Origin of the sequence: Frankia casuarinae (assembly GCF_000013345.1) — a bacterium.
Lineage (GTDB): Bacteria > Actinomycetota > Actinomycetes > Frankiales > Frankiaceae > Frankia > Frankia casuarinae.
Genome location: NC_007777.1, coordinates 583,241 through 607,815, shown reverse-complemented (window position 1 = coordinate 607,815; position 24,575 = coordinate 583,241). Strand labels below are relative to the sequence as shown.

Genomic DNA, 24,575 nt, shown 5'->3' with positions numbered 1-24,575 from the left:
GGTTCCGACCGCCGGCCTGAGTGGCGCTCAGACGTCCGCGAAACGCAGTTCGCGCAGCGCCGGAACATCACCTCGCCGCGCGGCACGTCCGGCGAAGGCGATAATCCCCGCCTGCTGGCGCGCACCAAGCCGAAAGTCGAGAGTGGTGAAATACCGGGCCAGCGTGCCCGGGTCGAACACCTCAAAACGGGCCGCCCGCGCCGCGACCTCGTCCACATCACGCAGCGCCAGGTCGAGTCCGGAGCGGAACGCGCCGTGCACCTCCTTGACCACCCCGGGACGGCGTTCGGCGAAGGACCGTCGGGCGGCCCACACGGCGAACACCATGGGCAGGCCGGTCCACTCCTGCCAGGCGGCACCGAGATCGATGAGCCGGAGAGGATGGTCCGGACCGCCCCGCTCGGCGTCGTAGGTCGCCCGTAGCGCGGTATCCCCGATGATCACCGCGGCATCCGCCTCCCGCAGCATCGACGGCAGGTCCGGCGGCATCGTCACGTACTCCGGTCGCAGGCCGTGGCGCTCCTCCAGCAACATCCGGGCGAGCAGCACGCTGGTCCTGGACGTCGAGCCGAGCGCGACGGTCCGGATCTCCGCGAGCGGCGCCGCCGTGCTCAGCACGACGGACAGGACCGGACCGTCGGAGCCGACCGCGAGGTCGGGCAGCACGACGAGCTCGTCGGCATGCCGGAGGTACTCCACCAGGCTGATCGGACCGATATCGAGATCGCCGACGATCAGCGCGTCGTTCAGCCGGTCCGGGGTGTCCTTCGTCAGCTCGATGTCGAGCAGAGCACCGGAGTGGACCAGTCCCCAGTACAGCGGCAGGCAGTTCAGAAACTGGATGTGCCCCACCCGGGGACGGGCCTGGGTATCGCCGTCGTCGTCCGCTCCGGCTCCGGTCAACACCGTCCGCCCCGGCGCTCCTCCATGACCTCGATGACCGCGCGGCGCTGGCGCAACGCCAGGGGATAGCTGAGCAGCCCGCTGAACACCACGGCCAGGGCGAAGGCCAGCAGCCCGTTCACCCCCAGCAGCAGGACCACGGCCAGCACCGCTCCGAAGAGCACCACGCGTACCGCGAAGTACCGCAGGTTGATGCCGAGCAGGCCGCGCTCGCCCGCCTGGCCCGATTCGGTCGGCGAGTCGGGCATCGCCCGCTGTGGCCACGAAACCCGCTGTGGCCACGAAACCAGCCGCCTACGCGATTGCGCCATCACGTCCTCCGTCTCTTCGTCGGCACCCAGCCGAGCCGGCGCAGCACGGTCGGGAAGAAGCCCAGCCCCAGGAAGACGACGAACAGACCCAGCAGGCCGGCGGCACCGATCGGCAGACCGATCCAGTCGAGCACCACATACCCGGCCACCCCCGGAAACAGGATCACCAGGAAGGCCAGCACAAAGATCGATCCGATGCCGGGTGCTCCGTGGGGCCGGACAGGCCCGGAACCCCCGGGCGCCGGCGACTCCTCGGATCCGCGGGCCGGCCCCGGCCCCTCCCCGGTGCCCATCCGGTCCACCGGTCAGGCGTCGATCGAGGTCGGGACGTCACGCCGAGCCGGGTCGGGACCGTCGTAGACACGGATCTCCCGGTAGCGGGTGTCCCGCTCGACCGGGCGGAAGCCGGCGTCGCGGATGATTGCGAGCAGATCCTCGCGGGTCATGGTGTGCGGCGTCCCGAACCGGTCCGCATCGTGCGTGATCTTGTACTCGACAACGGAACCGTCGAGGTCGTCGGCGCCGAAGTTCAACGCGAGCTGCGCCGTGGTGAGACCATGCATCACCCAGAAGCACTTGATGTGGTCCACGTTGTCGAACAGCAGCCGGGAGACGGCGAACGTCTTCAACGCCTCGGCCCCCGTCGCCATCGGCTGGTTCATCAACCGGTTGCGCGGGTCGCCGGCGGCGTCGTGCTGGAAGCGCAGCGGGATGAAGACCGTGAACCCGCCCGTGGAATCCTGCAGCTCACGCAGCCGCAGCACGTGGTCCACCCGGTGCCGGGGGTCCTCGACGTGCCCGTACAGCATCGTGCACGGAGTGCGCAGGCCCTTGGCGTGGGCGAGCCGGTGGATGCGCGACCAGTCCTCCCAGTGCGTCTCGTGACCGACGATCTTCTGGCGGACCTCCCAGTCGAAGATCTCCGCGCCGCCGCCGGTGAGCGACTCGAGTCCCGCGTCGATGAGCTCGTCGAGGATCTCATCGGCGGACAGGCCACTGATCTTCTCAAACCAGTGGATCTCGGTAGCGGTGAACGCCTTCAAGGCGACGCCGGGCAGCGCCTTGCCGAGCTCCCGCAGCGAGCGCGGATAGTAACGCCAGGGCAGCGTCGGATGCAGACCGTTGACGATATGCAGCTCGGTGATCCCGGCCGGCTCCATCTCCTTCGCCAGCCGGACAGCCTCCTCGATGCGCATGGTGTAGGCATCGGACTCACCGGGCTTGCGCTGGAACGAGCAGTACGCGCAGGACGCCGAGCAGACGTTCGTCAGGTTCAGATGCCGGTTGACGTTGAAGAAGGTCTTGTCGCCGTTCTTTCTGGTGCGAACCTCGTGGGCGAGACCGCCCAACCAGACGAGGTCGTCGCTGGCGTACAGCGCCTCCCCGTCGGCACGGCTCAGTCTCTCGCCGGCGGAAACTTTGGCCTCGATCTCCCGCTTGAGCCCAGCATCCATGCCTTCCAGCCTAGCCCGCCGGTCTCGGTGTCCTCGGAGGCGAGCACGGCTGCCCGGTCACAGCCGCCCCGCGATCCGCCCCGCGATCCGGCGGGGCGTCCGACTACTCGCGGCTACCCGGCGTTCCCGCTGTTCCCGCTGTTCCCGGCGTTCCCGGCGTTCCCGGCGTTCCTCGCATCCGGGCGCTGAGCGGCCCGCTGTGCGGCCCTGCGCTGCATCCGCCCGAGCGGCCAGGTCAGCAGTCCGGCGACAGCGAACCCAACGAGCAGCGCCATCAGCAGGTTCAGCCCGACGGCCACCAGGATCACGGTAATCACGGCGAGGGCTGCGACGCGGATCAGGAAATACGGCAGTTGCGCACGCAGGTTCACGTCCTGCGGCGCGGGCCGCTCGGCGCGAGTGGGACGACCCGGCCGCGCCGAGGCGGATCTGCGTGCCGTGGCCCCGTCCACCCCACCGGTTCCCCGGCCCCGGTTCCTCGTCGGTCCGCGCCCACCCGTCGCCATATCGTCCTCATCCCGCCGGCACCGCGGCCCCGGTCGGGGCCCGTTCCCGACAACTGTGCCTGTCCGGGTGGGGCCTGCGCCAGGGGGAACAGACGTCACCCGGCCGGTGGCGCCGTCTCGACCTCCAGCAGGTCACGGCGGTCCGCCAGGTCACGGCGGGCGCCGCCGAGCTCGCCGGTCCAACGCCGGAAGAGCGTGTGCGGCACGTCGGCGGCGTCGAGCACCCGCCCGGCCACGAAGTCGACGAGATCGCCGGCCGTCCGCACACCCGCGTAAAACCCCGGGCTCGCCGCGGCCACCACCGCCCCGGCGTCGTGCAGGTCCAGCATGTGGCGCAGCGTCGCGCGGGTGTAGGGCATCTCCCGCGGGACGACGATCAGACGGCGGCCTTCCTTGAGCGTGACATCCGCCGACCGCTGCAACAGATCCTTGGACAGTCCCAGGGTGATGCCGGCCAGGCAGGCGGTGCTCGCCGGGACGACGATCATCCCGCGAGTCGGGTACGAACCGCTGCTCGTCGGCGCCCCCAGATCACCAGGGGCATGTACCGCGACGAGGGTGGACACCGTATCGGCCAGCACGTCACGATCGGCCAGCCGCGCCGACAGACCCTCCGGAGGTGACACCCCGCCCGGGGGCATGGACAGCCACGTGACCAGGGCTTTCGCCCAGGCGGAGTCACGCCAGGCGATACCCGTCTCATCGAGCAGGGTCAGGCGGGCCGCGCGGGACAGCACCAGATCGACTGGCAGCCGAGCGGCCAGCAGGCCACGCAGCACCGCGGCCGCGTAGGGGGTTCCACTGGCGCCGCTCACCCCGACCACCCACGGCAGGCGCGCTCCGGCCCCCTCCTCGGGGGCACTGAACACATCGGCCATGACGAATCCGATGCTCAGACGGCCAGACCACGGCTGGCGAGATCGACAACGGCGAAGAGGAACAAGACGATGCCGACGAATCCGTTCGCGGTGAGGAAGGCCCGGTTGACCCGCGACAGGTCGTTCGGGGACACGATGGCGTGCTCATAGCAGAATGCCGCCGCCGTCAGCACGAGCCCAGCCCACCACCACGGACCGGCGTTGTCCATCAGCCCGTAGACGATGAACAACGCAAAGGTGATCATATGCGTAACCGTGGAACCAATGAGCGCGGCCCGCACCCCGAACCGGGCCGGCACCGCACGCACGCCGATGCGCCGGTCGACCTCGGCATCCTGGCAGGCGTAGATCACGTCGAAGCCGCCGATCCAGCTACCGACCGCAAGGCCGAGCACCAGTGCGGCCCAGGACCACTCACCGGTGACCGCGATCCACGCGCCGACCGGGGCCACCGCCTGGGCGATGCCGAGCACGGCGTGCGGGAAGTCGGTGAACCGTTTCGCGTAGGGGTAGACGACGAGCGGCGCGACGGCGACCGGCGCGAGCAGCAGGCAGAGCCAGGACAAGGCCGCGGCGGCGGTGAGGAAGACGGCGAGCGCGACCGCGGCGCCGACGACCGCCGTACGCACCGAGACCACGCCGGTGACCAGCTCTCGGTTCGCCGTCCTCGGATTACGGGCGTCGATCGCGCGATCGATGACCCGGTTTGCGGCCATGGCGAAAGTTCGGGCCGCGACCATCGCCACGGTGACGAGGGCGAGGTCCGACCAGTGCACCGACCGGGAATCCGCGAACGAGGCGGCGAGCGCCGCGATGTAGGCGAACGGCAGCGCGAAGACCGAGTGCTCGATGACGACGAGCCGCAGAAACGCCCGTACCCGGCCGGTGGCGTGTCCCGGGCCGGCTCCCGACCCTCGCCCGACCGGCTCCGACGCGCCAGGCACCCACGCGGCGTCACTCACCGCGATCACCACTCCTTGTTCCTTGCCCAGCCAGAGGCCCCAGCGTCCTTTTTGTCCCTCTGGCTAGGCAAGAAAAACGGAGGACGGTCACAGGCCATACTCCTTCCATCGGCGGGTGACCCGTTCGCGGACCGCCTCGTCCATGACGATCTCCTCCGGCCAGCCGCCGTCGCGCCGGTAACCCTCGCTCGGTAGCTTGCGGGTCGCGTCCACACCGACCTTGCCGCCCCAGAACTGCTCGTAGGCGGCGTGGTCGAGATGGTCCACCGGCCCGATGGTGGTGATCAGGTCGTGGGCATAGTCGACGTTGCCGAAGGCGCGCCAAGCGACCTCGTGGTAGTCGTGCACGTCGCAGTCGGCGTCGACGACCACGATCAGCTTCGACAACGACAGCAGCCCGGCCCCCCAGACCGCGTTCATCACCTTCTGCGCGTGCTTCGGATAACGCTTCTCGATGGAGACGATGCAGCAATTGTGGAACACCCCCGCCTCGGGCAGGTCGTAGTCGACGATCTCGGGAATCATCATCCTGACCAGTGGCAGGAAGATCCGTTCGGTGGCCTTGCCCATCGGACCGTCCTCCTGCGGCGGCCGACCGACCACGATCGTCTGGAACACCGGGTCACGCTGCATCGTCATCACGTCGACGTGCAGCGCCGGGAACGGTTCGACGGGCGTGTAGAAGCCGGTGTGGTCGCCGAACGGCCCCTCGGGCAGCCGCTCCCCCGGCTCGAGCCAGCCCTCGATCACCACCTGTGCGTTCGCGGGCACCCGCAGCGGGACGGAGAGGCAGTCGACCATCTCCACCCGCTCGCCGCGCAGGTAACCGGCGAACAGGTACTCGTCGAGGTCGGCAGGCAGGGGGGCGGACGCGGCGTAGGTGACCGCCGGGTCGCACCCGAACGCGATGGCGACCGGCAGCCGCTCCCCACGCCGCTCGGCGACCGCGTGATGCGCGTTGGAGTCCTTGTGGATCTGCCAGTGCATGCCGACGGTGCGTGCGTCATGGCGTTGCAACCGGTACATCCCGAGGTTACGCGCCCCGGTCTCGGGGTGCTTCGTGTGCGTCAGACCGAGGTTGAGGAAGGCCCCGCCGTCGTTCGGCCAGGCGTGCACCCCCGGCAGCCGGAACAGGTCGACGTCCGGACCCTTGAGGACGACGTCCTGGCAGGGCGCGGTCCGGACCCGGCGGGGCGGGACCGAGGCGAGCGACGCTGCCTTGCCGAACGCCTCACGCAACCCGGACAGGCCGATCGGCAGCTGCGGGCGCAGCAGCGCGCCGAGCCGTTCACCGATGTCGTCCAGCGCCTCGACGCCGAGCGCGGCAGCCATCCGCTCCTCGGTGCCGAACACATTGATCGCCAGCGGCATGTCGGCGCCGGCCGGGGACTCGAACAGCAGAGCCGGCCCGCGCTCCCGTACCACCCGGGTCACGATCTCGGTGACCTCGAGACGCGGGTCGACGGGTACGGTGACGCGGCGCAGATCCTTCCGCCTTTCGAGATGAGCAAGGAACGCACGCAGATCCGCCCAGGCCATGAGCTCCATCCTCGCAGTCGCCACGGGTGGATGCCCGACCGCCCACAGGTGGTCACGATCCCAGTTCAACACGTCACGTCCCGGGCACGGCCTCGTCGGATAACGGACCGGGAGGACGAGGAGCCGGCGCGGAAGGCACACTAGAGATACACGGGCCGGCCATCACCACGACATGTACGTCCGTCGCGGGCCATAGCGGACGGTACGTGCTCGCCTGACCCATCTGGTGAGGTCGCCCGTCCGTGGCGCCATCCGTCCGTGACGTCGCCACGGGTCGGGGGTTTCGCCACGGGTCGGGGATTAGATGCCCGCGGATCGGATGTTCCATACCTGACAGGCCAAGACGGACATAACGATCAAGAAAAGCAGGAAGGAGCGACCGGCCGGTGCTGGGCCTCGCGCTGACGTTTGTGATCATTGGTGTTTGGGCTTACGCGATCATCGATGTCTTCGGGACACCCCCCGAGGAGGTTCGGATCATGCCCAAACTCGCGTGGATCGTAGCAGTGATCTTCCTTGGTATCTTCGGCACCGCCGGATGGTTTTTCTTCGGTCGACCTCGCGCGAACAGCGTCGGCGAGCGGCCGTTGCGCCGGCCGGTCTCCGACCATCCGGCCTTCGGGCAACGATCGTCCTGGGGCATCGACAGCCGGCGTGATGGCGGCTTCGGCCGGTACAGCGCGCGGACGGGCACCCGCCGGGCCGCCGTCCGGCCGAAGGGTCCCGACGACGACCCGGACTTCATGCGGGAGCTGTCCGCCCGGATCCGCAAGGGCGAGGCCGGACCTCCGTCGTCATCGTCCCGCGGCTGAGCCGCATGGACGCGGGGGATCCAGGGGCACGAGCCCGCGGCTGACCGGCTCCGCGCACCGGGACGAGCAGCGGTCCGTCGTTCCGGTACGCGGCCGAGCGGGGTGTTCTCCGCAGGCTGCGGGTGGCCCGCCCGTTCTCCCCGGCGGGGCCAGGCCGGGACCAGGGAGCAGCAGCCGTGGGGAGGGTCAGATGCCGGCGTAGGAGTGCAGCCCCGAGATGACCAGATTCACCAGGTAGTAGTCCACGAACAGGGCGCTGAAGGCCAGCAGCGAGATCGCCGCGGCCCGCCGCCCACGCCATCCGGCCGTCGCGCGGGCGTGCAGGTAGGCGGCGTAGCAGACCCAGGTGATGAACGACCACGTCTCCTTGGGGTCCCACCCCCAGTAGCGGCCCCATGCTGATTCCGCCCAGATCGCCCCGGCAATGATCGCGAAGGTCCAGATCGGGAACGCGAACGCGATGACCCGGTAGGACAGGGTGTCGAGCGCCGCCGACGACGGCAGGCGCATGACGATGCCGCCCCGGCGCTGCATGGCCTGGCTCGCGTCAGCCCGTCCGGCCGCGACCTCGGCCAGCCGATTTTCCCAACGCTCCTTGACGAGGAACAACACCGTGGTCACGGCGGAGACCAGGAACACCCCGCTGGCGACGATCGCACCGACCACATGGATCTTGAGCCAGTACGAGTTGAGCGCGGGCACCAGCGGTCCCGCTGCGACATAGAGCACAGTGCCGGCGAAACCGAGCGAGAGCACGACCGGCAGCATGACGAAGACGCCCAGCCACCGGACCGGCTGCCGGATCATCAGGGCGAGAAACGTCGTGACCGCGATCAGGCAGATCATCGACGAGAACTCGTACATGTTGCCCCAGGGCACCCGGTCCGCCGCGAGGCCACGAGTGATGACGGACCCCAGGTGCAGCGTCCAGCCGACGACCGTCAGCGCGACGGCGATCCGCCCGATCCACCGGGCACGCGCGGGAACCGCCACGTCGCCGTCGTTACCGGCGGCCAGCGTGTGCGCGGCGTTCGCCCGCCGCCGGACAGCCTCGATCTCCCGGGCCCGGGCCGCAGCGAGGGCCACGGCGGCGGGGTCGGACGGGTCGATCGGGGTCGCGGCCCCGTCGGTCGGGCCGGCCGCCTCGGCGGGATCGGCGGCGCCGCCGATCCCGCCGGCCGCCGCCCCGATCAGCGCTGCCGGCAGCCCGGCCCCCTGCCGTGCCGGGACGGCCGCCGCCTCCTGAGCCACGTCGTGGCGCAGGCCGAGCCGGCTGAACGCGAACTCGGCCGCGTAGCCGAGCATCGCCGTGGCGTACACCGCCTCGCCGCTGCCAAACAGATGATCGGAAAGGCTGGCTACGCCCTCGTTGACCGCCATCAGTGCTCCCGTTCGCTGGCACTCGACGCGGCATCGCCGGCTGCGGTGCCACCCGGTTCGGTACTACTGGGTTCGGTACTGCCCGGCTCGGTACTGGCTGGTTCGGTACTGGCTGGTTCGGCGCCGCTCGATTCCGAGGCGGTCGGCACGGACCGGTCGGTGCCCGCGGGCCCGGTGGCCTCGCGGACCAGGGTCGTGAGCTGGGCCAGCTCGACGGCGAACCCGTCGGCGTCGGAGCGGGACAGCCCACCGATCTCCACCGTGCACCCACCGGCGGCCGCTGGCCGGGCCCGCACCCATACCCGGCGGCGGCGCACCCGAAGACTCGCGATCAGCCCGACGATGATGAGGACCGCGAAGAGCAACGCCTCACCCTTGAACGGGTCGGACTTGACCTGGAAGGTGGCGAACTCGGCTACGCGGTCGGCCTCGAGGCTCATCCCGCCGGGTAGCCCGGTAAGGGTGCGCTGCCGCGGGTTGTCGAGGGCCAGGACCTGCGCGGTGCGCTCGCTGCCCGCCGGACCCGTCATCGTGATCTGGCGCAGGTCGCGGGTGTCGACCGTGTAGACGTTCTGTGGAATGCCCTCGTTGAGATGGAGGTTGCCGACGAATCCCGTGATCGTCAGACCGGGCGCGCGGGCGGCGGGGAACGCGGAGACGTATCCCTGGGTCGGGTCGAGGCGGGTGGTCGGCGTGAACACGCCGCTGAAGGCCAGCTGCTGGGGCTCCTTGCGGACGCCCAGCGCGGGCAGTCCGGTGTCGGGGATCTTGACGGTGCAGGTTGAGGTGAACATGCCGTCCCGCGGGGTACACGGCACGTTCGCCTCCCAGACGACCTTGCGTGCGGCGTCGCGAAGCACGAAGTGCGGGGCGAATCCATGCCCGATGAGGTAAATCTTGGCGTTGCCGATCACCAGCGGATGGTTGACGCGGATGGTCGCCTTGCGGGTCGGGGCGTTCAGCGCGGCGGCATACGTGACGTCGGCGCGGAAGTCGGACGGCTGGCCGCTTGGCTGGAACGTGGCGTTGAACCGGTCCAGCGTGAGCGAGAACGGACGCAGCTTCGCGGTGTCGACGCGCTGACCAGCGTTGAACTGGTCATAGGAGATGATCGTGTTCGCGAACCCGCTCCCGGAAACGACGAGCACGGTCCCGGAGTATCCGTACCAGGAACCGAAGCCCACCGCGGCGAGCAGCCCCACCAGGGCAATGTGGAAGACGAGGTTGCCGGTCTCGCGCAGGTACCCCTTCTCCGCGGCGACGGAGTGGTCGGCAGTCCCCTTCGCGTCGTGGGCCTCCCCAGCTGTGGCCGTGGCCCGGAAGCGCCGTCGGCGCAGCGCCTGCCGGGCAGCCGCCATCGCGTCGGCGGACTCCATCGGACTCGTCCAGGCGCTGCCGCCGGGCAGCCGGCCGGGCCGGGCCGGGGCCTTCGGCGGCGCGGTGAACAGCGCCCTGGCATGCCAGCGGATCCGGGACGACAGGCAGCCAATCAGGGAGATGAACAGCAGCAGGTAGATCGCCGCGAACCAGGGCGCGGCGAAGACGTCAAACCCGGAGAACCGGTCGAGCAGCGGACCGAGGGTGGGGTGGTCGGCGCGGTACTGCTCTACCCGCATCGGGTTGATGGCGCGTTGCGGCAGCAGCGATCCGGGCACGGCAGCCAGGGCCAGCAGGAACAGCAGCAGCAGCGCGGTGCGCATGCTGGTGAGCTGACGCCAGGACCGGACGGCGAGGGCAAGGGCCGGATGCCGGGTGAACCGGCCACCGGCGCCGGGAGCGCGCCCCGGTCCGCCGGTCGGCGTACCGGGGTCGTCGGACGACGGACCGGCCGCGCTGTCCGGCGGATCGAACGCCTCGGGGGCGGCGGCGCGGGCGTCGGCGTGCCCCTCGGGCAGACGGCGCGCGCTGGCCGCCGCGTCGGAGTCGAATCCCGCGGACTCGACGGCGGAATCGAGGTCGGACTTCTCAAGGTCGGACTCGACCTCGACGGTGTCGATGGGTTCGACGTCGACGGACCCGGCGGCGAGTGGCGCGGGATCGACGGCGAGTGCTGCGGGATCGACGGTTCCGGACGCAGGCGCGAGCCGGGCGTTCGAACGGGTTGAGGAGGTCACAGCGGCGTCTCCGAGAAGCCGGGGGCGTAGGGCCGTAGGTTCGCAACCAGGTCGGCCCACTCCCCCGTGAGTTGAAGCACTCCGACCGTGACGAGCAGCATGCCGCCGAGCAGGGTCAGGATGCGGGTATGCCGTCGCAGCACCCGCAGGGCGCCGACGGCACGTCGGAAAGCCAGTCCGACGGCGAGGAACGGCAGCCCGAGCCCGAGGCAGTACACCGCGGAGAGGAACGCTCCCCGCTGCGCCGTCGCGCTCGTCACCGCCAGCCCCAGGACGGCCGACAACGTCGGGCCGAGGCAAGGCGTCCAGCCGATTCCGAAGAGCACCCCCAGCACGGGCGCGCCGAGCAGGCCGGGCGCCGGCAACCGGTGGATGCGCCACTCCCTGTTCGCCCAGGACAGCCGGGAGAACACGCCGGCGAACGCGAGTCCCATCACAATGGTGACAACCCCGAGAAGCTGGCTGACGCCGACCTGATGGCGGGTGAGCCACTGCCCGAGCCCACCGAACGCCGCGCCGTAGGACACGAAGACCGCGGTGAAGCCGAGCACGAACAGACCCGTGCCCGCGGCGACCCGCCCACCCGCGCGCAGCCGGTACAGCCGCGGCCCGGGCGACCCGGTCCCCTCGTCGTCCCGGGCGAGGGCACCGGAGACCGCCGCCCCGCCGGCCACCGCCATGCCCGGCACCGCCGGCACCGCTACGGACACCGCCGGCATCGCCGGTGCCCGGCCCGGCAGCCCGCCCGGGGTGGCGGCAACTCGCCTCGAACGATCCTGAAGCTCCGCCCCGGACAGGCCGGTGACGAAGCTGAGATAGCCCGGCACCAGCGGAAGGACGCAGGGGGAGAGAAAAGAGAGCAGTCCCGCCGCGGCGGCGACCGGCGCGGCGAGCAGGACCGGCCCGTCGGTGATGAGCCCGACCACGCTCACCGCGGGTCCTCCGCCCCGGGCAAACGGTGCCCGCTCACGCCTCGGCCTGCAGACGGCTCAACGCGGGCTTCAGGTCGTCGGGCAGCACACCACCGGTGAACCGGGCCGCGATCCGCCCGTTCTGGTCGAGCACGAACGTCGACGGGAGGCCCGGAGCGACCGGCCAGCCCGCGGCGAGGGTGCCCAGCTTGTCGACGATGCTCGGGTAGGACCTGCCGAAGTCCTGCGTGAAGGCCTTCGCACCGGAGACGGTGTCCTTCTCGTTGACACCGAGGAACGCCACCGTGGGGTTGTCCTTGGCCAGCTGGACCAGGCCTGGCGTCTCCGCGCGGCAGGGAGCGCACCACGAGGCCCAGAAATTGATCACAACGATCTTCCCTCGGTAGGACGAGAGGTCGAGGGAGGTCCCGTCGAGAGTCTTACCGGACAGGGGGGGTGCTGGATGCCGGTTTCCGGGGGCGGCGAAGTCCTGCCCGGCCGCCTGCTGGACGAAGCCGTAGCCCCCACCACCGGTGGCGTCGACCGAGTTCGCCCCGGGGGAGCAGGCGGCCAGCAGCCCGGCCGCCGCGAGCGCCACGGCGGCCAAGGCGATGCGTCCCGCCCGGCGGACACGGCGGGCCGACCAGGCCCGGCGCGTCCGCCGCATCGGGGCAATGCCTGTCACCGGCGGGTCCGACCTGTCATCCGACGCGGACCGCCATCCCTTCTCCGCCACGCGAACCAGTATGTGCCCTGCCCCTTCCCACCCGGGAACCTGTCTACGACCAACTGTAGAACTCAACTCAGGGTAGGTGGAGGGGCCGCGAGACGCGCATGGGCTTCTCGACGAAGGACACCTGTGGGCTTCATCTGCCAGGCGGGCACCGTTCCGCCGCCTCACCGGCCGCCGGCCACCGGCGGGACCGGGAGCGGACGGTAACCGCGGATCTGAAAACGGGCCGTGACGGTGGCGCTCCCGGGGAAGGCGGTTTCGGCCCGTCGGCGCAGCTGGTCGGGCGCCCGGTGATGGCCGGTCGGGCCCATCAGAGCCAGGTCGACGATCTGCTCGGTGTTCAGCGTGAGCGGAACGTCAACGTGCTCGACGATGATCGGCTCGAACCGTCCGGTGGTCCGTTCGTCGAGCCGGTCGCTCTTGCCCGCCTGTATCCCGACGAGTCCGAGCGGGCCGTGCAGCTCGGCGAGATGGCCCGGCCCGGGGGTGACGACGATGAGCAGCCCGTCGGGGCGCAGCACCCGGTGCATCTGGGCCAGGTTGCGCGGCGCGAAGACGTCGAGGAGCACGGCGACGGCGTGGTCGGCCACCGGCCAGGGGGCTGCGACGTCGAAGGAGACCGCGCCGATCCGGGGATGGGCACGCGCCGCGCGACGCAGGGCGTACTTGGAGACGTCGACGGCGAGGCCGACGGCGTCCGGTCGCGCACCGACCACGCCGGCCAGATGGTGCCCGGTCCCGGCACCGATGTCGAGGATCACCCGACCGGGCGGCCCGAATGGCCCGGATAGCCCGGATGGCCCCCCGGGGACGGGATGCGCGATCTGGGCCAGCCGGGCGGTGAGCGGCCCGTAGTGGCCACCACCGAGGAAGGACTCCCGCGCGGCGACCATGACGGCACTGTCGCCGACGACCCGCCGAGTCCGGCCGGTGCGCAGGTTGACATAGCCGCCGCGGCCGACGTCGAAGTCGTGCCCGGCGGGACAGCGCAGGGATCTGTCCGCCGGGTGCAGCGCGTGGCCGCACACGGGGCAGCGCAGAAACGGCAGCACGGCCCGCAGGGCCGCGAGGGCCGGCGGGGCAGCGACGGCCGGCGGGGCAGCGACGGCCGGCGCCGGTGACTCGGGACCGATGGAGTTCGTCAGGCGCCGACCGATCCAGGCGTGTTCGCGGTCGGCCCGTTCGGCTCCGCGTACTCGACGCCGACGAGCTCGGAGTCCCGGTAGACGGCCGTGGTGACGCTCGCCAGCCCGCACTGCCGCCGGTCGGGACGGTGCCAGAGGGGCACTCTCTCCAGGGCACGCCGAGCCGTCCAGACCGGAAGCTGGTGGCTGACGAGCACGACGTGCCGACCGGGGTGGGCGTCGCGCCATTCCACGACGGCCACGAGCATCCGCGCGGCGATCTCGTCGTACGGTTCGCCCCAGGATGGGCGGAACGGATTGAGTAGCAGGCGCCACAGGGCGGGGTACCGGACCACCGCCGGGCCGGCCTCGAACGTTCTGCCCTCGAAGGCGTTGCGGCTTTCGATCAGCCGCGGGTCGACCTGGACGGCGAGTGCGTGCGCCGCGGCGATGGGCGCAGCGGTCTGCTGGGCACGATCCAGCGGACTCGCGACCACGGCCGCGACGTCCAGCTCCGCGAGGAACTCGGCGGTGACCTTCGCCTGCTGCTGGCCCTTGTCGGACAACCGGAACCCCGGCAGCCGGCCGTAGAGGATCTTCTCCGGGTTGAAGACCTCGCCGTGGCGGACCAGATGCACCCGGGTCAACGAAGTCGGCTCCGTCATGCCCGCCCCTCGGGAGAGGCGGAGACGGTCACCGGTTCGGGTACCGCCGCGGCGGCACGTGCGGCCGCCGGTGCCGCCGCGGCGATCCGCTCCACCGTCTCGTCGTCATGCGCGGCCGAGACGAACCACGCCTCGAACGCCGACGGCGGCAGGTAGATCCCGGCGTCGAGCATGCTGTGGAAGAACGCCGCGTACCGGGCGGTGTTCTGCGCCTGGGCGCCGGCGTAGTCGACCACGGTGGCGGCGTCGGTGAAGAAGAAGCTGAACAGCGATCCGGCGCTGCTCGGCAGGTGGGCCACGCCCTCCTCGGTCAACGCGGTTGAGACGATCCCGGCCACGTCGGCGGCGCGGGTGTCGACGGTGGCGTAGACCTCATCGGTGCAGGCCCGCAGGGTGGCGAGTCCGGCGGCGACGGCAATCGGGTTACCCGACAGCGTGCCCGCCTGGTACACCGGGCCGGCGGGTGCGAGCCTGGCCATCACGTCCGCCCGCCCGCCGAAGGCCGCCGCCGGCAGCCCGCCGCCCATCACCTTGCCGAAGGTGAACAGGTCCGGCGACCAGTCCTCGATCGCGCCCTCGTTGCCCCACCAGCCGGCGCGTGAGATGCGGAACCCGGTCATCACCTCGTCGAGAATGAGCAGCGCGCCGTGGATGTCGCACAGCCGGCGCAACCCGGCGTTGAAGCCGGGCAGCGGCGGGACGACCCCCATGTTGGCGGCGGCGGCCTCCGTGATGACCGCCGCGATCGTCTCACCGCGCTCGACGAAGACCGCCTCGACCAGCGCGAGATCGTTGTAGGGCAGAACGATGGTGTCCGCGGTGGCGGCGCCGGTGACTCCCGGGGTGTCCGGCAACCCGAGGGTCGCCACTCCGGAACCGGCGGAGGCGAGCAGCGCGTCAACGTGCCCGTGGTAGCAGCCGGCGAACTTGATGATGGTCGACCGGCCGGTGAAACCCCGGGCCAGTCGCACGGCGCTCATCGTCGCCTCGGTGCCGGAGTTGACCAGGCGCACCTTCTCGACCGGGCCGACCCGGTCGACGATCAGCTCCGCGAGCTCCACCTCCCCCGGTGTGGGGGTGCCGAAGCTGGTGCCGACCGAGACGGCGCGCGACACCGCCTCGACGACGGCCGGATGGGCATGCCCGAGGATCATCGGCCCCCACGAGCACACCAGGTCGATGTAGGTACGCCCGTCCGCATCGGTCAGATAGGGGCCGTTGCCCGCCACCATGAAGCGCGGCGTGCCGCCGACGGCACGGAAGGCTCGGACCGGAGAATTGACCCCACCGGGAACAACACGCTCGGCGCGCCGGAAAAGCTCCTCGGATGCCGGCGCGGCAGACGGAACCACCATGCCCACGATCCTCGCAGGTCGGCTCCGCCTCCCGCGCCCCGCGTGTCCGGTGGCACGCCGCGTCCTCCTCCCCGGTCCATGCTCCGCGTTGACCCACCCGCCACCATCGCTGGAAGCCATCGCTGGAAGCCATCGCTGGAAGCCGCCGGTGGACGGGGGTCTGCCCCGGCCGCCCACCGACGGCGGCTCGTGCGCCCGGTCCTCCCCGGACACCCGCGGCCGTCGGTCGGCCGCTGTCCCTCCCAGGCCCCGGCGTTCGGCGATCCACCGCCGGTCGGCCCGATCTCGATGGGCGAGGACTACCGCGAGGGCTACAAGGAAGACGACGACGTTGTCCCGATGGTTGTCCTGGTGGTTGTCCTGGTGGTTGTCCTGGTGGTTGTCCTGGTGGTTGTCCTGGTGCTGCTTGCCCTAATGGTGCCCGGTACGCCGCCCACACGACCCACTCCAGTCAATGATCATTAGGGATCATTGAGGCAAGCCTGGCCCACGCCGGACGGATTCCGTCTCGGGACGGCCGCGGGATGAGGAGCTTCTCGCCGAGGCAGGTAATACTCGCCCGTGGGCCCGTCTGATAACCTCAGAATTCGCGGCACGCCGTCTTCGGGGTACTACACGTCAGATCTTCGGGGGACACTCGACGTGGCAGAGACGCAGTCCGTTAACCAGCGTGTACTGAACAGCCCGAGTGATCATTAGTCGAAATTCGTTGGCGGCCTCACCCGCAAGGACCGGCGAGGTCGTATAGTAGGAATTGTAGAGTGCTGCCAGATCCAGTAGATAGCGGACGAGAATGGCCGGGCTATCCTCGCCTGTTGCTCTGGTAATCTTGCTAGGCAACTCCTGCAACCTGAGAATGAGCTGCGCCTCTTGGTCGCTGACCTCGAAATGTGTCAGGTCAACCAGACTCGGCACGGGCTTGCCCCATTTCCGTAGGATTGCCCGTGCGCGGCATGCGGTGTAGACAACATACGGTCCTCCTGACTTCTCGAAGGCCGTCAAGGTCGGAGAAAGATCTCCGCGAGCCATGGCGACAGTCGTCTTCATGTCCTGCTTGAGGTCGTTGAAGACGAGCGAGCCGACCGCCAACTGCTGGGCGGCGACGGAGAGTTCCTCCTCCGTCATCGTGCCGCGCTCCGCAGACCTCTTCCAAAAGTGCTCGAATGACATTTTCAGTAGATCGTTTACTCCGGCGACGCTGTCTCGGCTTGAGAGCTTCCGGCCAGTCTTCTCATCGACGTAGAAGCCAAAGTAGATGTGTCGGAGGTCCAGTTCGTCACGGCTTGCGATGCCCAGGACCTCGACAGCTTGAAAGAGCCGCGCGAAATGGACGCGCTGCTCTTGGCCCACGACATAGTAGATGCCGGACGGGTCGAAGATATCACGGCGGAGCTTGATGGCTCCGACGTCGCGTGTCGCGTAGATGCTCCGGCCGTCCGACCTGCGGACCACGAACCGCTCGTTTCCTGGAAGAGGAACGACGATGGCTCCGAGATCCTTCCGGGCGAATTCCACAGTCCGGTCGCGAACGGCGGAGGTGATCTCACCGGCAGACATGGCCTGCTCGATCTTGGCGATTTCCTCGCGCAGGCGACTCTCCGTGAACTCGAATGCCCGGCCGTCGCGCAGAGCGGTCTCGATCACCTCATTACCGGCCTGGAAGTAAAAGCTTTCACCGATCGTGAAGTCGATGTGGATGTCGAGTGCTTCATAGAAAGAACGGAAATCTGCAAGGCTCCAGTCCACCATCTTGGACCAGAGTTCCACCTCCTCGGAGTCTCCGCCTTCCAGCCTCGCAAAGCGGGCATCCGACGCCTCCACGTAACCCTTGAACGCAGACTCAAGCGCATCCTTGCTGTCCACGCCCGGGAAATAGCGCTGGAGCACGGCGGCGTCCGATTCGCTGGCGCCGCCCAGCCCTCCGCCGGAGGCAACCACCCTCTCCAGCGCGCGGCGGATGGCGTAGATCTCCAGCAGGCGATCGTTCTCGGTCATGGCTGCGGGAAACATATCGCCGAAACGGCGTACGTATTCGGAAGTCCCGTTGTTGATCTTTTGGGGTGACGGCCTTCGGGGCTGGGTGTGGCCTGATGGTCGTGGTGGGTGATGTTCTGCCGGTCGGGGTGGTTTGCTGCGGTGCGTGACGGTTGTCGAGTCGGGGGCGGGCGCTGCCGCGAGCGGTGAGGTTGCCGAGGGCGCGGCGCTGCTGGCGGAGAACGCCTGGCTGCGGGCCCGGGTCGCGGAGCTGTTGACGGACATCGCCGGGCTGGTCGCGCGGGAGGCGACGCGTGAGGCCGAGGTGGTGGAGCTGCGTCTCCAGCTCGAGGCGTTGCAGGCGGAGCTGGCGACGTTGCGGCGGATGCTGTTCGGCCGGTCGTCGGAACGGGAGTGCGGCGGGTCGCCGGCCGTGGGTTCGCCGGATGGCGGGGACGGTTGTGGCGACGGGGCGCGGGGCGAGGCCGCCGGGTCGGCAGGCCGGCGGCGGGGGCCGGGCGCGCGCTCGGGCCGGCGGAGCTACGACCATCTGTCCCGCGACGAGGTCGACTGCGACTTCGAGGGCGGGGGCTATGGCTGCCTGTCGTGTGGGCAGCCGTTCACGCCGTGGGGCGAGCATGTCGTCGAGCAGCTCGACTGGCTGGTGACGGTGCGGGTTCGGGTGTCGAGGCGGCGCCGGTATCGGCGGGGCTGCCGCTGTGGCGGGTCGTTGACGGTGACCGCGCCGGGACCGTCGAAGGCGATCGGGAAGGGCCTGTTCACGCACCGGTTCCTCGCGATGCTGATCGTGGAGCGCTATGTCGCGGGCCGTTCGCAGAACTCGCTGGTCACCGGGTTGGCCCGGCACGGCGCCCAGCTCTCGCCGGCGACGCTGACCGGGGCGTGCGCCCAGGTCGCGGGCCTGCTCGCCCCACTCGCCGAGCAGATCGTCGGGCGGTCGCGGGGGTCGTGGCACCTGCACGCCGACGAGACGACCTGGCGGGTGTTCACCCCGACCGGCGGCGGCGGGCCGGCCCGCTGGTGGCTGTGGGTGTTCCTGGGGCCGGACAGCGTCTGTTTCGTGATGGACGCGACCCGCTCGACGGCGGTGCTCGCCGAACACGTCGGCCTCGACCCGGACAGCGGCCAGCTGACCGACGACGCCGACGGCGGACCGCGCCGCCTCGTGCTGTCGTCGGACTTCTACACCGTGTACGTCTCCGCCGGCCGCCGCGCCGATGGCCTGGTCAACCTGTACTGCTGGGCGCACGCGCGGCGGTACTTCGTGCGGGCCGGCGACGCGAACCCCGCCCAGCTCGGGATCTGGGCCCGCCAGTGGGTCGAGCGGATCCGCGCGCTCTACACCGCGCACGGCGAGCTCGCCGCCGCCTGGCACACCGCCGCCGCGGCCCCGTCGCCGGCCACCGAGAAGCGGCTCGCCGCCGCGTACGCCGGCTGGGACACCGCGATCACCGTGATCGACACGGTTCGCCGCGAGCAGACGGCCTCGCCCGGCCTGCAGGAACCCGCGCGCAAGGCGCTCGCGACCCTGGACCGGGAATGGGACGGGCTGGTCGCCCACCGCGACTACCCCATGATCGGCATGGACAACAACCCGGCGGAAAGGGCGATCAGGGGCCCGGTCGTGACCCGGCGCAACGCCGGCGGCTCCCGCACCGAGGACACCGCCCGCCACGCCGCCACGATCTTCACGGTCACCGCGACCGCCGCGATGCACAACCTGAACCTGCTGACCTACCTGGAGAACTACCTCGACGCCTGCGGCCGGGCCGGCGGCAAGCCGCCGACCGGCGCCGACCTCGACCGGTTCCTGCCCTGGGCCGCCAGCCCCGAGGACCTCACCACCTGGCAACAGCCTCCCGGCTGACCCCGACCCCCGAGACCCCAGCGGAGTGCCCCACGGTCACGCCGCCCACGATCATGCCCCAACGGGATTTCCGAATACGTACGAAACGGCGAAACCCCTCCAGCATGAAACCGAATCCGCCGAAGTCATTGATGTGGTTCAACCGGTATACGAGCGCACCGCATGCTTGGTGTAGATTGCCGAGCACATGCCCAATGATAGTTGATCGGACGTGTCCGGCGTGAAGCTTCTTCGCGACGTTCGGCGACGAGTATTCGATGATGAGGGTCCGCCTGGCGGCACTGTCGTTCTCGCCGAATCTATCGCCAAGGCTGTTGATCCCCTGGACGGCCTGCGCCAGCCAGTTATCGGACAGCGTGAGATTGATGTAGATGCCTTTGGCGGTGGCCTCGGAAATTACCTTCTTGAGCTCCTCGACCTGCAGGGCCTCGATGGCCCGCGGAATGTAGGTCCTAACGAACTCTTTCGCGCCCGCCTCTTTAAGGAGCATCGGCATCTTAACCGTCACGTCGGCGCCGAACTTCTCTCGGGAGATCAACTCGATCTCTGCCGTGAGATCGGAACGCGCAAACTTCTCCTGCAATGCTTGCGTGACGATCGCACTTAGCCTTGCCAGCGGATAGTCGCGTGACGAAGGAAAGGCCGCGGGGCGAGACCCGCGAACCCGGTCGCGGAGATCTTCGATATCACGCCTACGCGTGGAGGTCACCTGGGCAAGCATATTCACGGCTCAGAGTTTATCAGGGCGGCATAGATTGGCTGGTGGAGGCGGTGTTTGCCCGTTCCTCATGTTGGGCGTTGGGCTTCGTGCGGACGATTTCGTGGCGGTTCGTCGGCACGGTGGCCGGGCTGGCACAGCCGATCCGAGCCCTCAGTCGGAGCATCGCTCGGCCCCGGTCCGCCAGCGCCCTGTCCGACCCGGGCGAGGACGAGTGCAGCGGCTGGGCCAGCACGCAGCCGACGAGGCCCCGGCGGTGTTGGTTCAGGCCGCGGGCCGGGACGGTGCCGATGGAACTTCCACCACCCCTCCCCCAAGCGACCCAGTCGACGCAGGTTTTCACGCTCCGTGAAAGTGGCGGACGTCACACCAGTCGAGGCTTCTGATCGTTTCCAGACTCGCTCGGACGTCCGTACCCCTCCGCGCCCCCGAACCGGCGATCGGCACAATGCGGCCGTTCCGATCCCCACAGCCCGCCGTCTGTAGGGATCGCGCGACGTTGGCCATCCCGGGGCCTGGTGAGAGGTGTACGGGATCTCGGTGGCCGCCGATCTGGTCGGGATGGACCCGCAGAGCCTGCGTCTGTACGAGCGGCGCGGGCTGCTGGAGCCGGCCCGCACCGACGGCGGGACCCGCCGCTACAGCAGCGACGACCTGGCCCGGCTTCAACGGATCGGGCATCTATCTGCGATCCCTAGACCGTTGTAGGAAACGGATCTACTTGGCCACTCCGAGCTGGCAGGTCGCGGTTGTTGGCCAGCGCCAGCGCCCCGGCTGGCCACCGTAGTTGGCCAGCCGGGGCACGCCTAGGATGATCGGCCATGGCCGAGTCTGCCCCGAACTATCTGACGACCGTCGCGGCGGCGTATGACGGCGTGGCCGAGGTGTATGCCGAGCTATTCGCCGACGTGCTCGACCGCCAGCCGCTGGAGCGTGCGCTGCTGTCCGCGTTCGCCGACCTCACGCGCCCCCTGCCCGGCCCGGTCGCCGACCTCGGCTGCGGGCCCGGCTATGCGACGGCCCACCTGCACCGCTTGGGGCTGGACGTGTTCGGCGTGGACCTGTCACCGAAGATGATCGCTATCGCTCGACGCTCACATCCACAGCTGCGTTTCGAGGTGGGCACGATGACCGCGCTGGACCTGCCGGACGGCATCCTCAGCGGCGCCCTGTGCCGCTACTCGCTCATCCACACCCCGCCCGCCGACATCCCCGCCATCCTCGCCGAGATCTACCGCCTCCTTGCACCCGGCGGCCACCTGCTCCTCGGCTTTCTGGCCACCGACGAGCCCGCGGCCGGGGTGCACGCCTATGACCACCGGGTCACCGGCGCGTACCGCTGGCCGCCCGACCACCTCACCGAGCTGGCACGGCAGGCAGGACTGGTCGAGGTCGCCCAGCTGGTACGAGCACCGACGGACGAAGAACGAGGCCGACAGGCCCAGCTACTGGCCCGCCGCCCCCAGCAGACGTAGGCCTCCACCGGATTACGCCCGTACCGGCACCGAGACCACCTCACATCCGAAACAGCCCATCCTCAGGCAACCGGCCCCCTCGCCGTCGCTCGGCGCGGCCAGAGGAGGGGCCGACGGGCAGCGTCTACTTGGCCATTTTTGGCGATCCAGGAGGCGGCGGAGGCGCTGTTCGTCGTGATGCAGAACCTGGTGTCAGGTGAACCGATCGGCGAGGTCGCGCAGTCTGCGTGCCGCGGCGAGGACGTCCTGAACATCACCGCCGCCTGGCAGGATCGCTGACTCCTCCATCCTGGTCGCGTAGCGCAGGTAGCGGTCTCGCGCGTAGTCCCGGCACGGCAGGCAGGTGACACGTTCGGGATGGGTGGAGGTCGAGGCATACGAGACCTGCGTGCCGCATCCCGTCCGCACCGCGTGAGGTGCGTCGCCGACGAGCCCGAACACTGATGCCGTCACCGCGCGCAGATCGGCGCTGGCGTTCGGCACGGCCCACTCGACATGTACATGCGGGTCGTCCACGCTGCCCCTCCTTCGAACCCATCGTCCCATCGGGCCCGCCGGTTCGTCGCTGTCTGCGGGCAGACCTGCGATGTCTGCGTGGCCGTACGGTGGAACCCGTGATCCTCCCCAAGGAGCGGGACCCCCGGTTCATCACGGTTCGCCGTGGGGGCACGCTCACGGACTCCGATCATCAGCTCCTGGCCGTGTGGGCGGCAGCCTGCGCAGAACACGTTCTGTACCTCTTCGAGTCGGTGCAGCCGTCGGACCCCCGGCCCCGCCATGCGATCGAGCAGATTCGAGCCTGGTCGCGAGGCGAGATCACGATGTCCCAGTCCCGCTCGGCAGGCGGCCATGCCATGGCCGCCGCCAGGGTGATGAGCGGAGCGGCTCGTCACGCGGCGTTCGCCGCCGGTCAGGCCGGGGTGGTCGCCCATGTCGCCGCACACGAACTCGGTGCCGCGGCCTACGCGATCAAGGCCGCGCGGGCGGCGGCGCCCGCGGGCGAAGCTGAGGCCGCCGCACGGCTTGAGTGCCGTTGGCAGCGAGAACAGCTCCCGGACGCGATTCGCGAACTGGTTCTGGACGATCAGCGACTGCGCAACGACATCTGCTGGTCAGTGTTCGACGGCTGACACTGCTGCGACCGTCGTGGCCTGTCTGAGGACGGGATGCGGCGAGGTGGAACATCAGCGGTTCGATGCGGAACCGGCCCTCGGCCGGGGCGGCGAGTTCCTCCTCGACGACGTCGGACGTTAACCCGGTTCATCACGAATGCCCGTGGCGTCGCGCCCCAGGAACAGTCATGACGGAGTGGGTCAGGAGGGTGTCCTCCCCGGATTCCGAGTGCGGTCGAGGAGATCAAGGATGGGCAGGAGGGTGTGGGCGAGGTGTTCGCCGTGCGGGGTGAGCATGAGGTGTTCTTGATCGTCGGTGTGCAGCAGTGCGGCGCCGACGGTGTGTTCAAGGTGGTGGATCTGCCGTCTGAGGGCGTCGGTGCGGATGCCGAGGGCGCGGGCGGCGTCGCGGAGGTGGGCGTGGCCGGGGGTGGCGAGCAGTCTGCGGACACGCTGTTCGGCGCCTCGGCCGTCGAGGACGGTCCAGGTCAGCGGGGTGAACGCGTCGGGTCCTCCGTGCGGGGCCAGGGGGTGGGTGTGGGCGGCGGTGCCGCGGCGGGTGGGGATGCCGAGGGCGCGTGCTCGGGCGCTGACGTCGGTGCCATGGATGCCGAGCTCGGCGGCGATGTCGGCGAAGTGTCGTCGCTTGACTTCGTATTGCTCGCGTAGCCAGGCGGGATCGACCGCGGCGAGGATCGCGCGCCCGGACAGCTGGGTGGGCTCCGTGATGGTCGGGGGCTGGACAGTGTGGGGCGGTTCGATGGGGGCGGGGTCGGTGGGCCCAGAGTTCCCGGCGGTGCACGCGGGTGGGGTCGAGGCCGGGCCAGGTGATGCCGGTGATCCAGTCGAAGGGCGGTTCCCAGGTGACAGGTTCGTCGATCCTGCCGCGGCGCAGGATGTGTGCGGCGCGGTCGTGCAGATAAGCGATCGCGCCAGGCGGTCTCGTCGAAGTCAGGCTGGCGCAGGCGTCGCCATCGCCGGCGGCGGGCGTAATCGATGGGGGCGCCGTGGGTGTCGAAGGCGACGGCGTGCAGGTCGTCGAGGCGCTGCGCGACACCCGCCGGCCGGGCGACGGTGCCAGGATGGCTGCGGCCGAGCTCGGCGAGCAGATTGTCTACGTGACGTTGCGCGGTGACGATCGGACCATCGGGACGCAGCGCGACCGCGTCGGTGTCGGCGGGTGGGGCCGTGCAGGCGGGCGGCTGGCGTCCGCGCGGGTGTGACGGGAGCGGCAGGCCGGTCGTGTCGCACCGTCCCGGGGCCGCGGGGCGGCTGGTCAAGGGCGGGGCGGTGAGCCCGGCCGCAGGCGAGGCAGGTGTCGACGAGCAGAAGATGATGACGGGTGCAGGCGAAGGTCCAGGGCAGCCGCCAGGCCAGCATCCACCGTCCGCCGTTGCCGGCGAGGCACCGGGGGCAGAACCGTGATCCTTTGAGCTGGTTCCACCAGCGGGGCGGCCGGGGCCGTCCGGTCGGCCGGATACCGCTCAGTAGGCCGGTGTCGTCGTAGCGGGCGAGGGTCATCGCGGTGAGAGTCTGTGGCCGAAGGCCAGTGACGGTGGCGAGCGCGGCGCGTTCGACGGGGTCGAGCCGGTAGGTCCAGGGCCGGTGGCCGAGCTTCTCGGTGCTCGGCTGACCTGCCAGGCCCGCGAGGGTGAGGATGTCGGAGACCTCGGCGTGCAGCAGGCGGGCGTAGGCGTGCAGGTAGCTGTCGAGGTCCTCACCGGGCAGCGGGGCCAGCCGGATCGGGATGCTGTCGACCAC

The 24,575-nt window shown here is 70.0% G+C and carries 25 protein-coding genes and 2 pseudogenes; 7 read left to right on the top strand and 20 right to left on the bottom strand.

The features are described 5' to 3' along the window. Positions 1 to 27: 27 nt before the first annotated feature. The 8 genes from FRANCCI3_RS02600 to FRANCCI3_RS02565 all read right to left on the bottom strand — a co-directional run bounded on the left by FRANCCI3_RS02600 (position 28) and on the right by FRANCCI3_RS02565 (position 6,553). Positions 28 to 903: a menaquinone biosynthetic enzyme MqnA/MqnD family protein gene (locus FRANCCI3_RS02600; RefSeq protein ID WP_035729688.1), complete on the bottom strand. Its 876-nt coding sequence runs from the start codon at positions 901 to 903 to the stop codon at positions 28 to 30. After that, on the bottom strand, positions 900 to 1,151 hold the full coding sequence (locus FRANCCI3_RS02595; RefSeq protein WP_051868632.1) for a DUF4229 domain-containing protein: 252 nt from the start codon (positions 1,149 to 1,151) through the stop codon (positions 900 to 902). The genes FRANCCI3_RS02600 and FRANCCI3_RS02595 overlap by 4 nt, the downstream gene beginning before the upstream one ends. Positions 1,152 to 1,213: 62 nt before the next feature. After that, positions 1,214 to 1,507, bottom strand: coding sequence for a hypothetical protein (locus tag FRANCCI3_RS02590; RefSeq protein ID WP_011434980.1), 294 nt, complete (start codon positions 1,505 to 1,507; stop codon positions 1,214 to 1,216). 12 nt (positions 1,508 to 1,519) lie between these two features. Continuing rightward, the gene (mqnE, locus tag FRANCCI3_RS02585; protein WP_011434979.1) at positions 1,520 to 2,668 is read right to left on the bottom strand and encodes an aminofutalosine synthase MqnE; all 1,149 of its coding nucleotides are present in this window, start codon (positions 2,666 to 2,668) and stop codon (positions 1,520 to 1,522) included. 113 nt (positions 2,669 to 2,781) lie between these two features. Continuing rightward, the gene (locus tag FRANCCI3_RS02580; RefSeq protein ID WP_011434978.1) at positions 2,782 to 3,174 is read right to left on the bottom strand and encodes a hypothetical protein; all 393 of its coding nucleotides are present in this window, start codon (positions 3,172 to 3,174) and stop codon (positions 2,782 to 2,784) included. A gap of 95 nt (positions 3,175 to 3,269) precedes the next feature. Next, complete coding sequence (locus FRANCCI3_RS02575) at positions 3,270 to 4,052, bottom strand: UbiX family flavin prenyltransferase (protein ID WP_011434977.1); 783 nt, start codon at positions 4,050 to 4,052, stop codon at positions 3,270 to 3,272. Positions 4,053 to 4,066: 14 nt separating this feature from the next. Further along, the gene (gene mqnP / locus FRANCCI3_RS02570; protein WP_035959077.1) at positions 4,067 to 5,014 is read right to left on the bottom strand and encodes a menaquinone biosynthesis prenyltransferase MqnP; all 948 of its coding nucleotides are present in this window, start codon (positions 5,012 to 5,014) and stop codon (positions 4,067 to 4,069) included. Between the two features lie 87 nt (positions 5,015 to 5,101). After that, positions 5,102 to 6,553: a menaquinone biosynthesis decarboxylase gene (locus FRANCCI3_RS02565; protein WP_023839804.1), complete on the bottom strand. Its 1,452-nt coding sequence runs from the start codon at positions 6,551 to 6,553 to the stop codon at positions 5,102 to 5,104. A 386-nt stretch (positions 6,554 to 6,939) separates the two neighbouring features. On the opposite strand from FRANCCI3_RS02565, the gene FRANCCI3_RS02560 reads away from it, so the two are divergent. Then, positions 6,940 to 7,365: a PLD nuclease N-terminal domain-containing protein gene (locus FRANCCI3_RS02560; protein WP_011434974.1), complete on the top strand. Its 426-nt coding sequence runs from the start codon at positions 6,940 to 6,942 to the stop codon at positions 7,363 to 7,365. A 186-nt stretch (positions 7,366 to 7,551) separates the two neighbouring features. Here the strand turns inward: FRANCCI3_RS02560 and ccsB are convergent, their stop codons facing one another. The 7 genes from ccsB to hemL all read right to left on the bottom strand — a co-directional run bounded on the left by ccsB (position 7,552) and on the right by hemL (position 15,647). After that, positions 7,552 to 8,745: a c-type cytochrome biogenesis protein CcsB gene (ccsB, locus tag FRANCCI3_RS02555; protein ID WP_011434973.1), complete on the bottom strand. Its 1,194-nt coding sequence runs from the start codon at positions 8,743 to 8,745 to the stop codon at positions 7,552 to 7,554. Continuing rightward, positions 8,745 to 10,859, bottom strand: coding sequence for a cytochrome c biogenesis protein ResB (locus tag FRANCCI3_RS02550; protein ID WP_011434972.1), 2,115 nt, complete (start codon positions 10,857 to 10,859; stop codon positions 8,745 to 8,747). Before FRANCCI3_RS02550 ends, ccsB begins: the two co-directional genes overlap by 1 nt. Then, positions 10,856 to 11,791: a cytochrome c biogenesis CcdA family protein gene (locus FRANCCI3_RS02545; RefSeq protein ID WP_011434971.1), complete on the bottom strand. Its 936-nt coding sequence runs from the start codon at positions 11,789 to 11,791 to the stop codon at positions 10,856 to 10,858. The genes FRANCCI3_RS02550 and FRANCCI3_RS02545 overlap by 4 nt, the downstream gene beginning before the upstream one ends. A 34-nt stretch (positions 11,792 to 11,825) precedes the next feature. Continuing rightward, positions 11,826 to 12,455 carry a TlpA family protein disulfide reductase gene (locus tag FRANCCI3_RS02540; protein WP_011434970.1) on the bottom strand — a complete coding sequence of 210 codons (630 nt, stop codon included), beginning with the start codon at positions 12,453 to 12,455 and terminating at the stop codon, positions 11,826 to 11,828. Positions 12,456 to 12,667: 212 nt separating this feature from the next. Beyond that, the gene (locus FRANCCI3_RS02535) at positions 12,668 to 13,555 is read right to left on the bottom strand and encodes a putative RNA methyltransferase (protein ID WP_236701549.1); all 888 of its coding nucleotides are present in this window, start codon (positions 13,553 to 13,555) and stop codon (positions 12,668 to 12,670) included. Between the two features lie 89 nt (positions 13,556 to 13,644). Then, positions 13,645 to 14,292 (bottom strand): histidine phosphatase family protein, encoded by a 648-nt coding sequence (locus tag FRANCCI3_RS02530; protein WP_011434968.1) that lies wholly within the window; start codon positions 14,290 to 14,292, stop codon positions 13,645 to 13,647. Beyond that, on the bottom strand, positions 14,289 to 15,647 hold the full coding sequence (gene hemL, locus FRANCCI3_RS02525) for a glutamate-1-semialdehyde 2,1-aminomutase (protein ID WP_011434967.1): 1,359 nt from the start codon (positions 15,645 to 15,647) through the stop codon (positions 14,289 to 14,291). Before hemL ends, FRANCCI3_RS02530 begins: the two co-directional genes overlap by 4 nt. 189 nt (positions 15,648 to 15,836) lie before the next feature. Here hemL and FRANCCI3_RS02520 point away from each other — a divergent pair, with 189 nt between their 5' ends. Further along, the gene (locus FRANCCI3_RS02520; RefSeq protein WP_011434966.1) at positions 15,837 to 16,112 is read left to right on the top strand and encodes a hypothetical protein; all 276 of its coding nucleotides are present in this window, start codon (positions 15,837 to 15,839) and stop codon (positions 16,110 to 16,112) included. A 153-nt stretch (positions 16,113 to 16,265) separates the two neighbouring features. On the opposite strand, the gene argS (FRANCCI3_RS02515) is transcribed toward FRANCCI3_RS02520, so the two are convergent. Then, entirely contained in the window at positions 16,266 to 17,642 is a 1,377-nt protein-coding gene (gene argS / locus FRANCCI3_RS02515; RefSeq protein WP_162238928.1) for an arginine--tRNA ligase, read from the bottom strand. A 145-nt stretch (positions 17,643 to 17,787) separates the two neighbouring features. Between argS (FRANCCI3_RS02515) and FRANCCI3_RS02510 the strand changes: the two genes are divergently transcribed. Continuing rightward, positions 17,788 to 19,509 (top strand): IS66 family transposase, encoded by a 1,722-nt coding sequence (locus FRANCCI3_RS02510; RefSeq protein ID WP_237704547.1) that lies wholly within the window; start codon positions 17,788 to 17,790, stop codon positions 19,507 to 19,509. On the opposite strand, the gene argS (FRANCCI3_RS02505) is transcribed toward FRANCCI3_RS02510, so the two are convergent. Then, positions 19,481 to 20,230, bottom strand: a complete 750-nt coding sequence (gene argS / locus FRANCCI3_RS02505; RefSeq protein ID WP_083503454.1) for an arginine--tRNA ligase — start codon at positions 20,228 to 20,230, stop codon at positions 19,481 to 19,483. The genes FRANCCI3_RS02510 and argS (FRANCCI3_RS02505) overlap by 29 nt on opposite strands. Positions 20,231 to 20,752: 522 nt before the next feature. On the opposite strand from argS (FRANCCI3_RS02505), the pseudogene FRANCCI3_RS02500 reads away from it, so the two are divergent. Together FRANCCI3_RS02500 and FRANCCI3_RS02495 are read left to right on the top strand one after the other, a co-directional pair. Continuing rightward, positions 20,753 to 20,917 (top strand): annotated as a pseudogene (locus FRANCCI3_RS02500) (MerR family transcriptional regulator); the annotation flags it as partial. 131 nt (positions 20,918 to 21,048) lie between these two features. Then, on the top strand, positions 21,049 to 21,702 hold the full coding sequence (locus tag FRANCCI3_RS02495; protein ID WP_011434963.1) for a class I SAM-dependent DNA methyltransferase: 654 nt from the start codon (positions 21,049 to 21,051) through the stop codon (positions 21,700 to 21,702). A gap of 192 nt (positions 21,703 to 21,894) precedes the next feature. Here the strand turns inward: FRANCCI3_RS02495 and FRANCCI3_RS02490 are convergent, their stop codons facing one another. Further along, positions 21,895 to 22,218 (bottom strand): hypothetical protein, encoded by a 324-nt coding sequence (locus FRANCCI3_RS02490; RefSeq protein WP_023839810.1) that lies wholly within the window; start codon positions 22,216 to 22,218, stop codon positions 21,895 to 21,897. A gap of 98 nt (positions 22,219 to 22,316) precedes the next feature. Between FRANCCI3_RS02490 and FRANCCI3_RS02485 the strand changes: the two genes are divergently transcribed. After that, positions 22,317 to 22,832 (top strand): putative immunity protein, encoded by a 516-nt coding sequence (locus tag FRANCCI3_RS02485; RefSeq protein ID WP_023839811.1) that lies wholly within the window; start codon positions 22,317 to 22,319, stop codon positions 22,830 to 22,832. A 183-nt stretch (positions 22,833 to 23,015) separates the two neighbouring features. Here the strand turns inward: FRANCCI3_RS02485 and FRANCCI3_RS28905 are convergent, their stop codons facing one another. After that, on the bottom strand, positions 23,016 to 23,201 hold the full coding sequence (locus FRANCCI3_RS28905; RefSeq protein ID WP_369807771.1) for a hypothetical protein: 186 nt from the start codon (positions 23,199 to 23,201) through the stop codon (positions 23,016 to 23,018). A gap of 620 nt (positions 23,202 to 23,821) precedes the next feature. Here FRANCCI3_RS28905 and FRANCCI3_RS27700 point away from each other — a divergent pair. Continuing rightward, positions 23,822 to 24,037 (top strand): hypothetical protein, encoded by a 216-nt coding sequence (locus tag FRANCCI3_RS27700; protein WP_023839813.1) that lies wholly within the window; start codon positions 23,822 to 23,824, stop codon positions 24,035 to 24,037. 112 nt (positions 24,038 to 24,149) lie between these two features. On the opposite strand, the pseudogene FRANCCI3_RS28900 reads toward FRANCCI3_RS27700, so the two are convergent. Beyond that, positions 24,150 to 24,575 (bottom strand): annotated as a pseudogene (locus FRANCCI3_RS28900) (TniQ family protein); the annotation flags it as partial.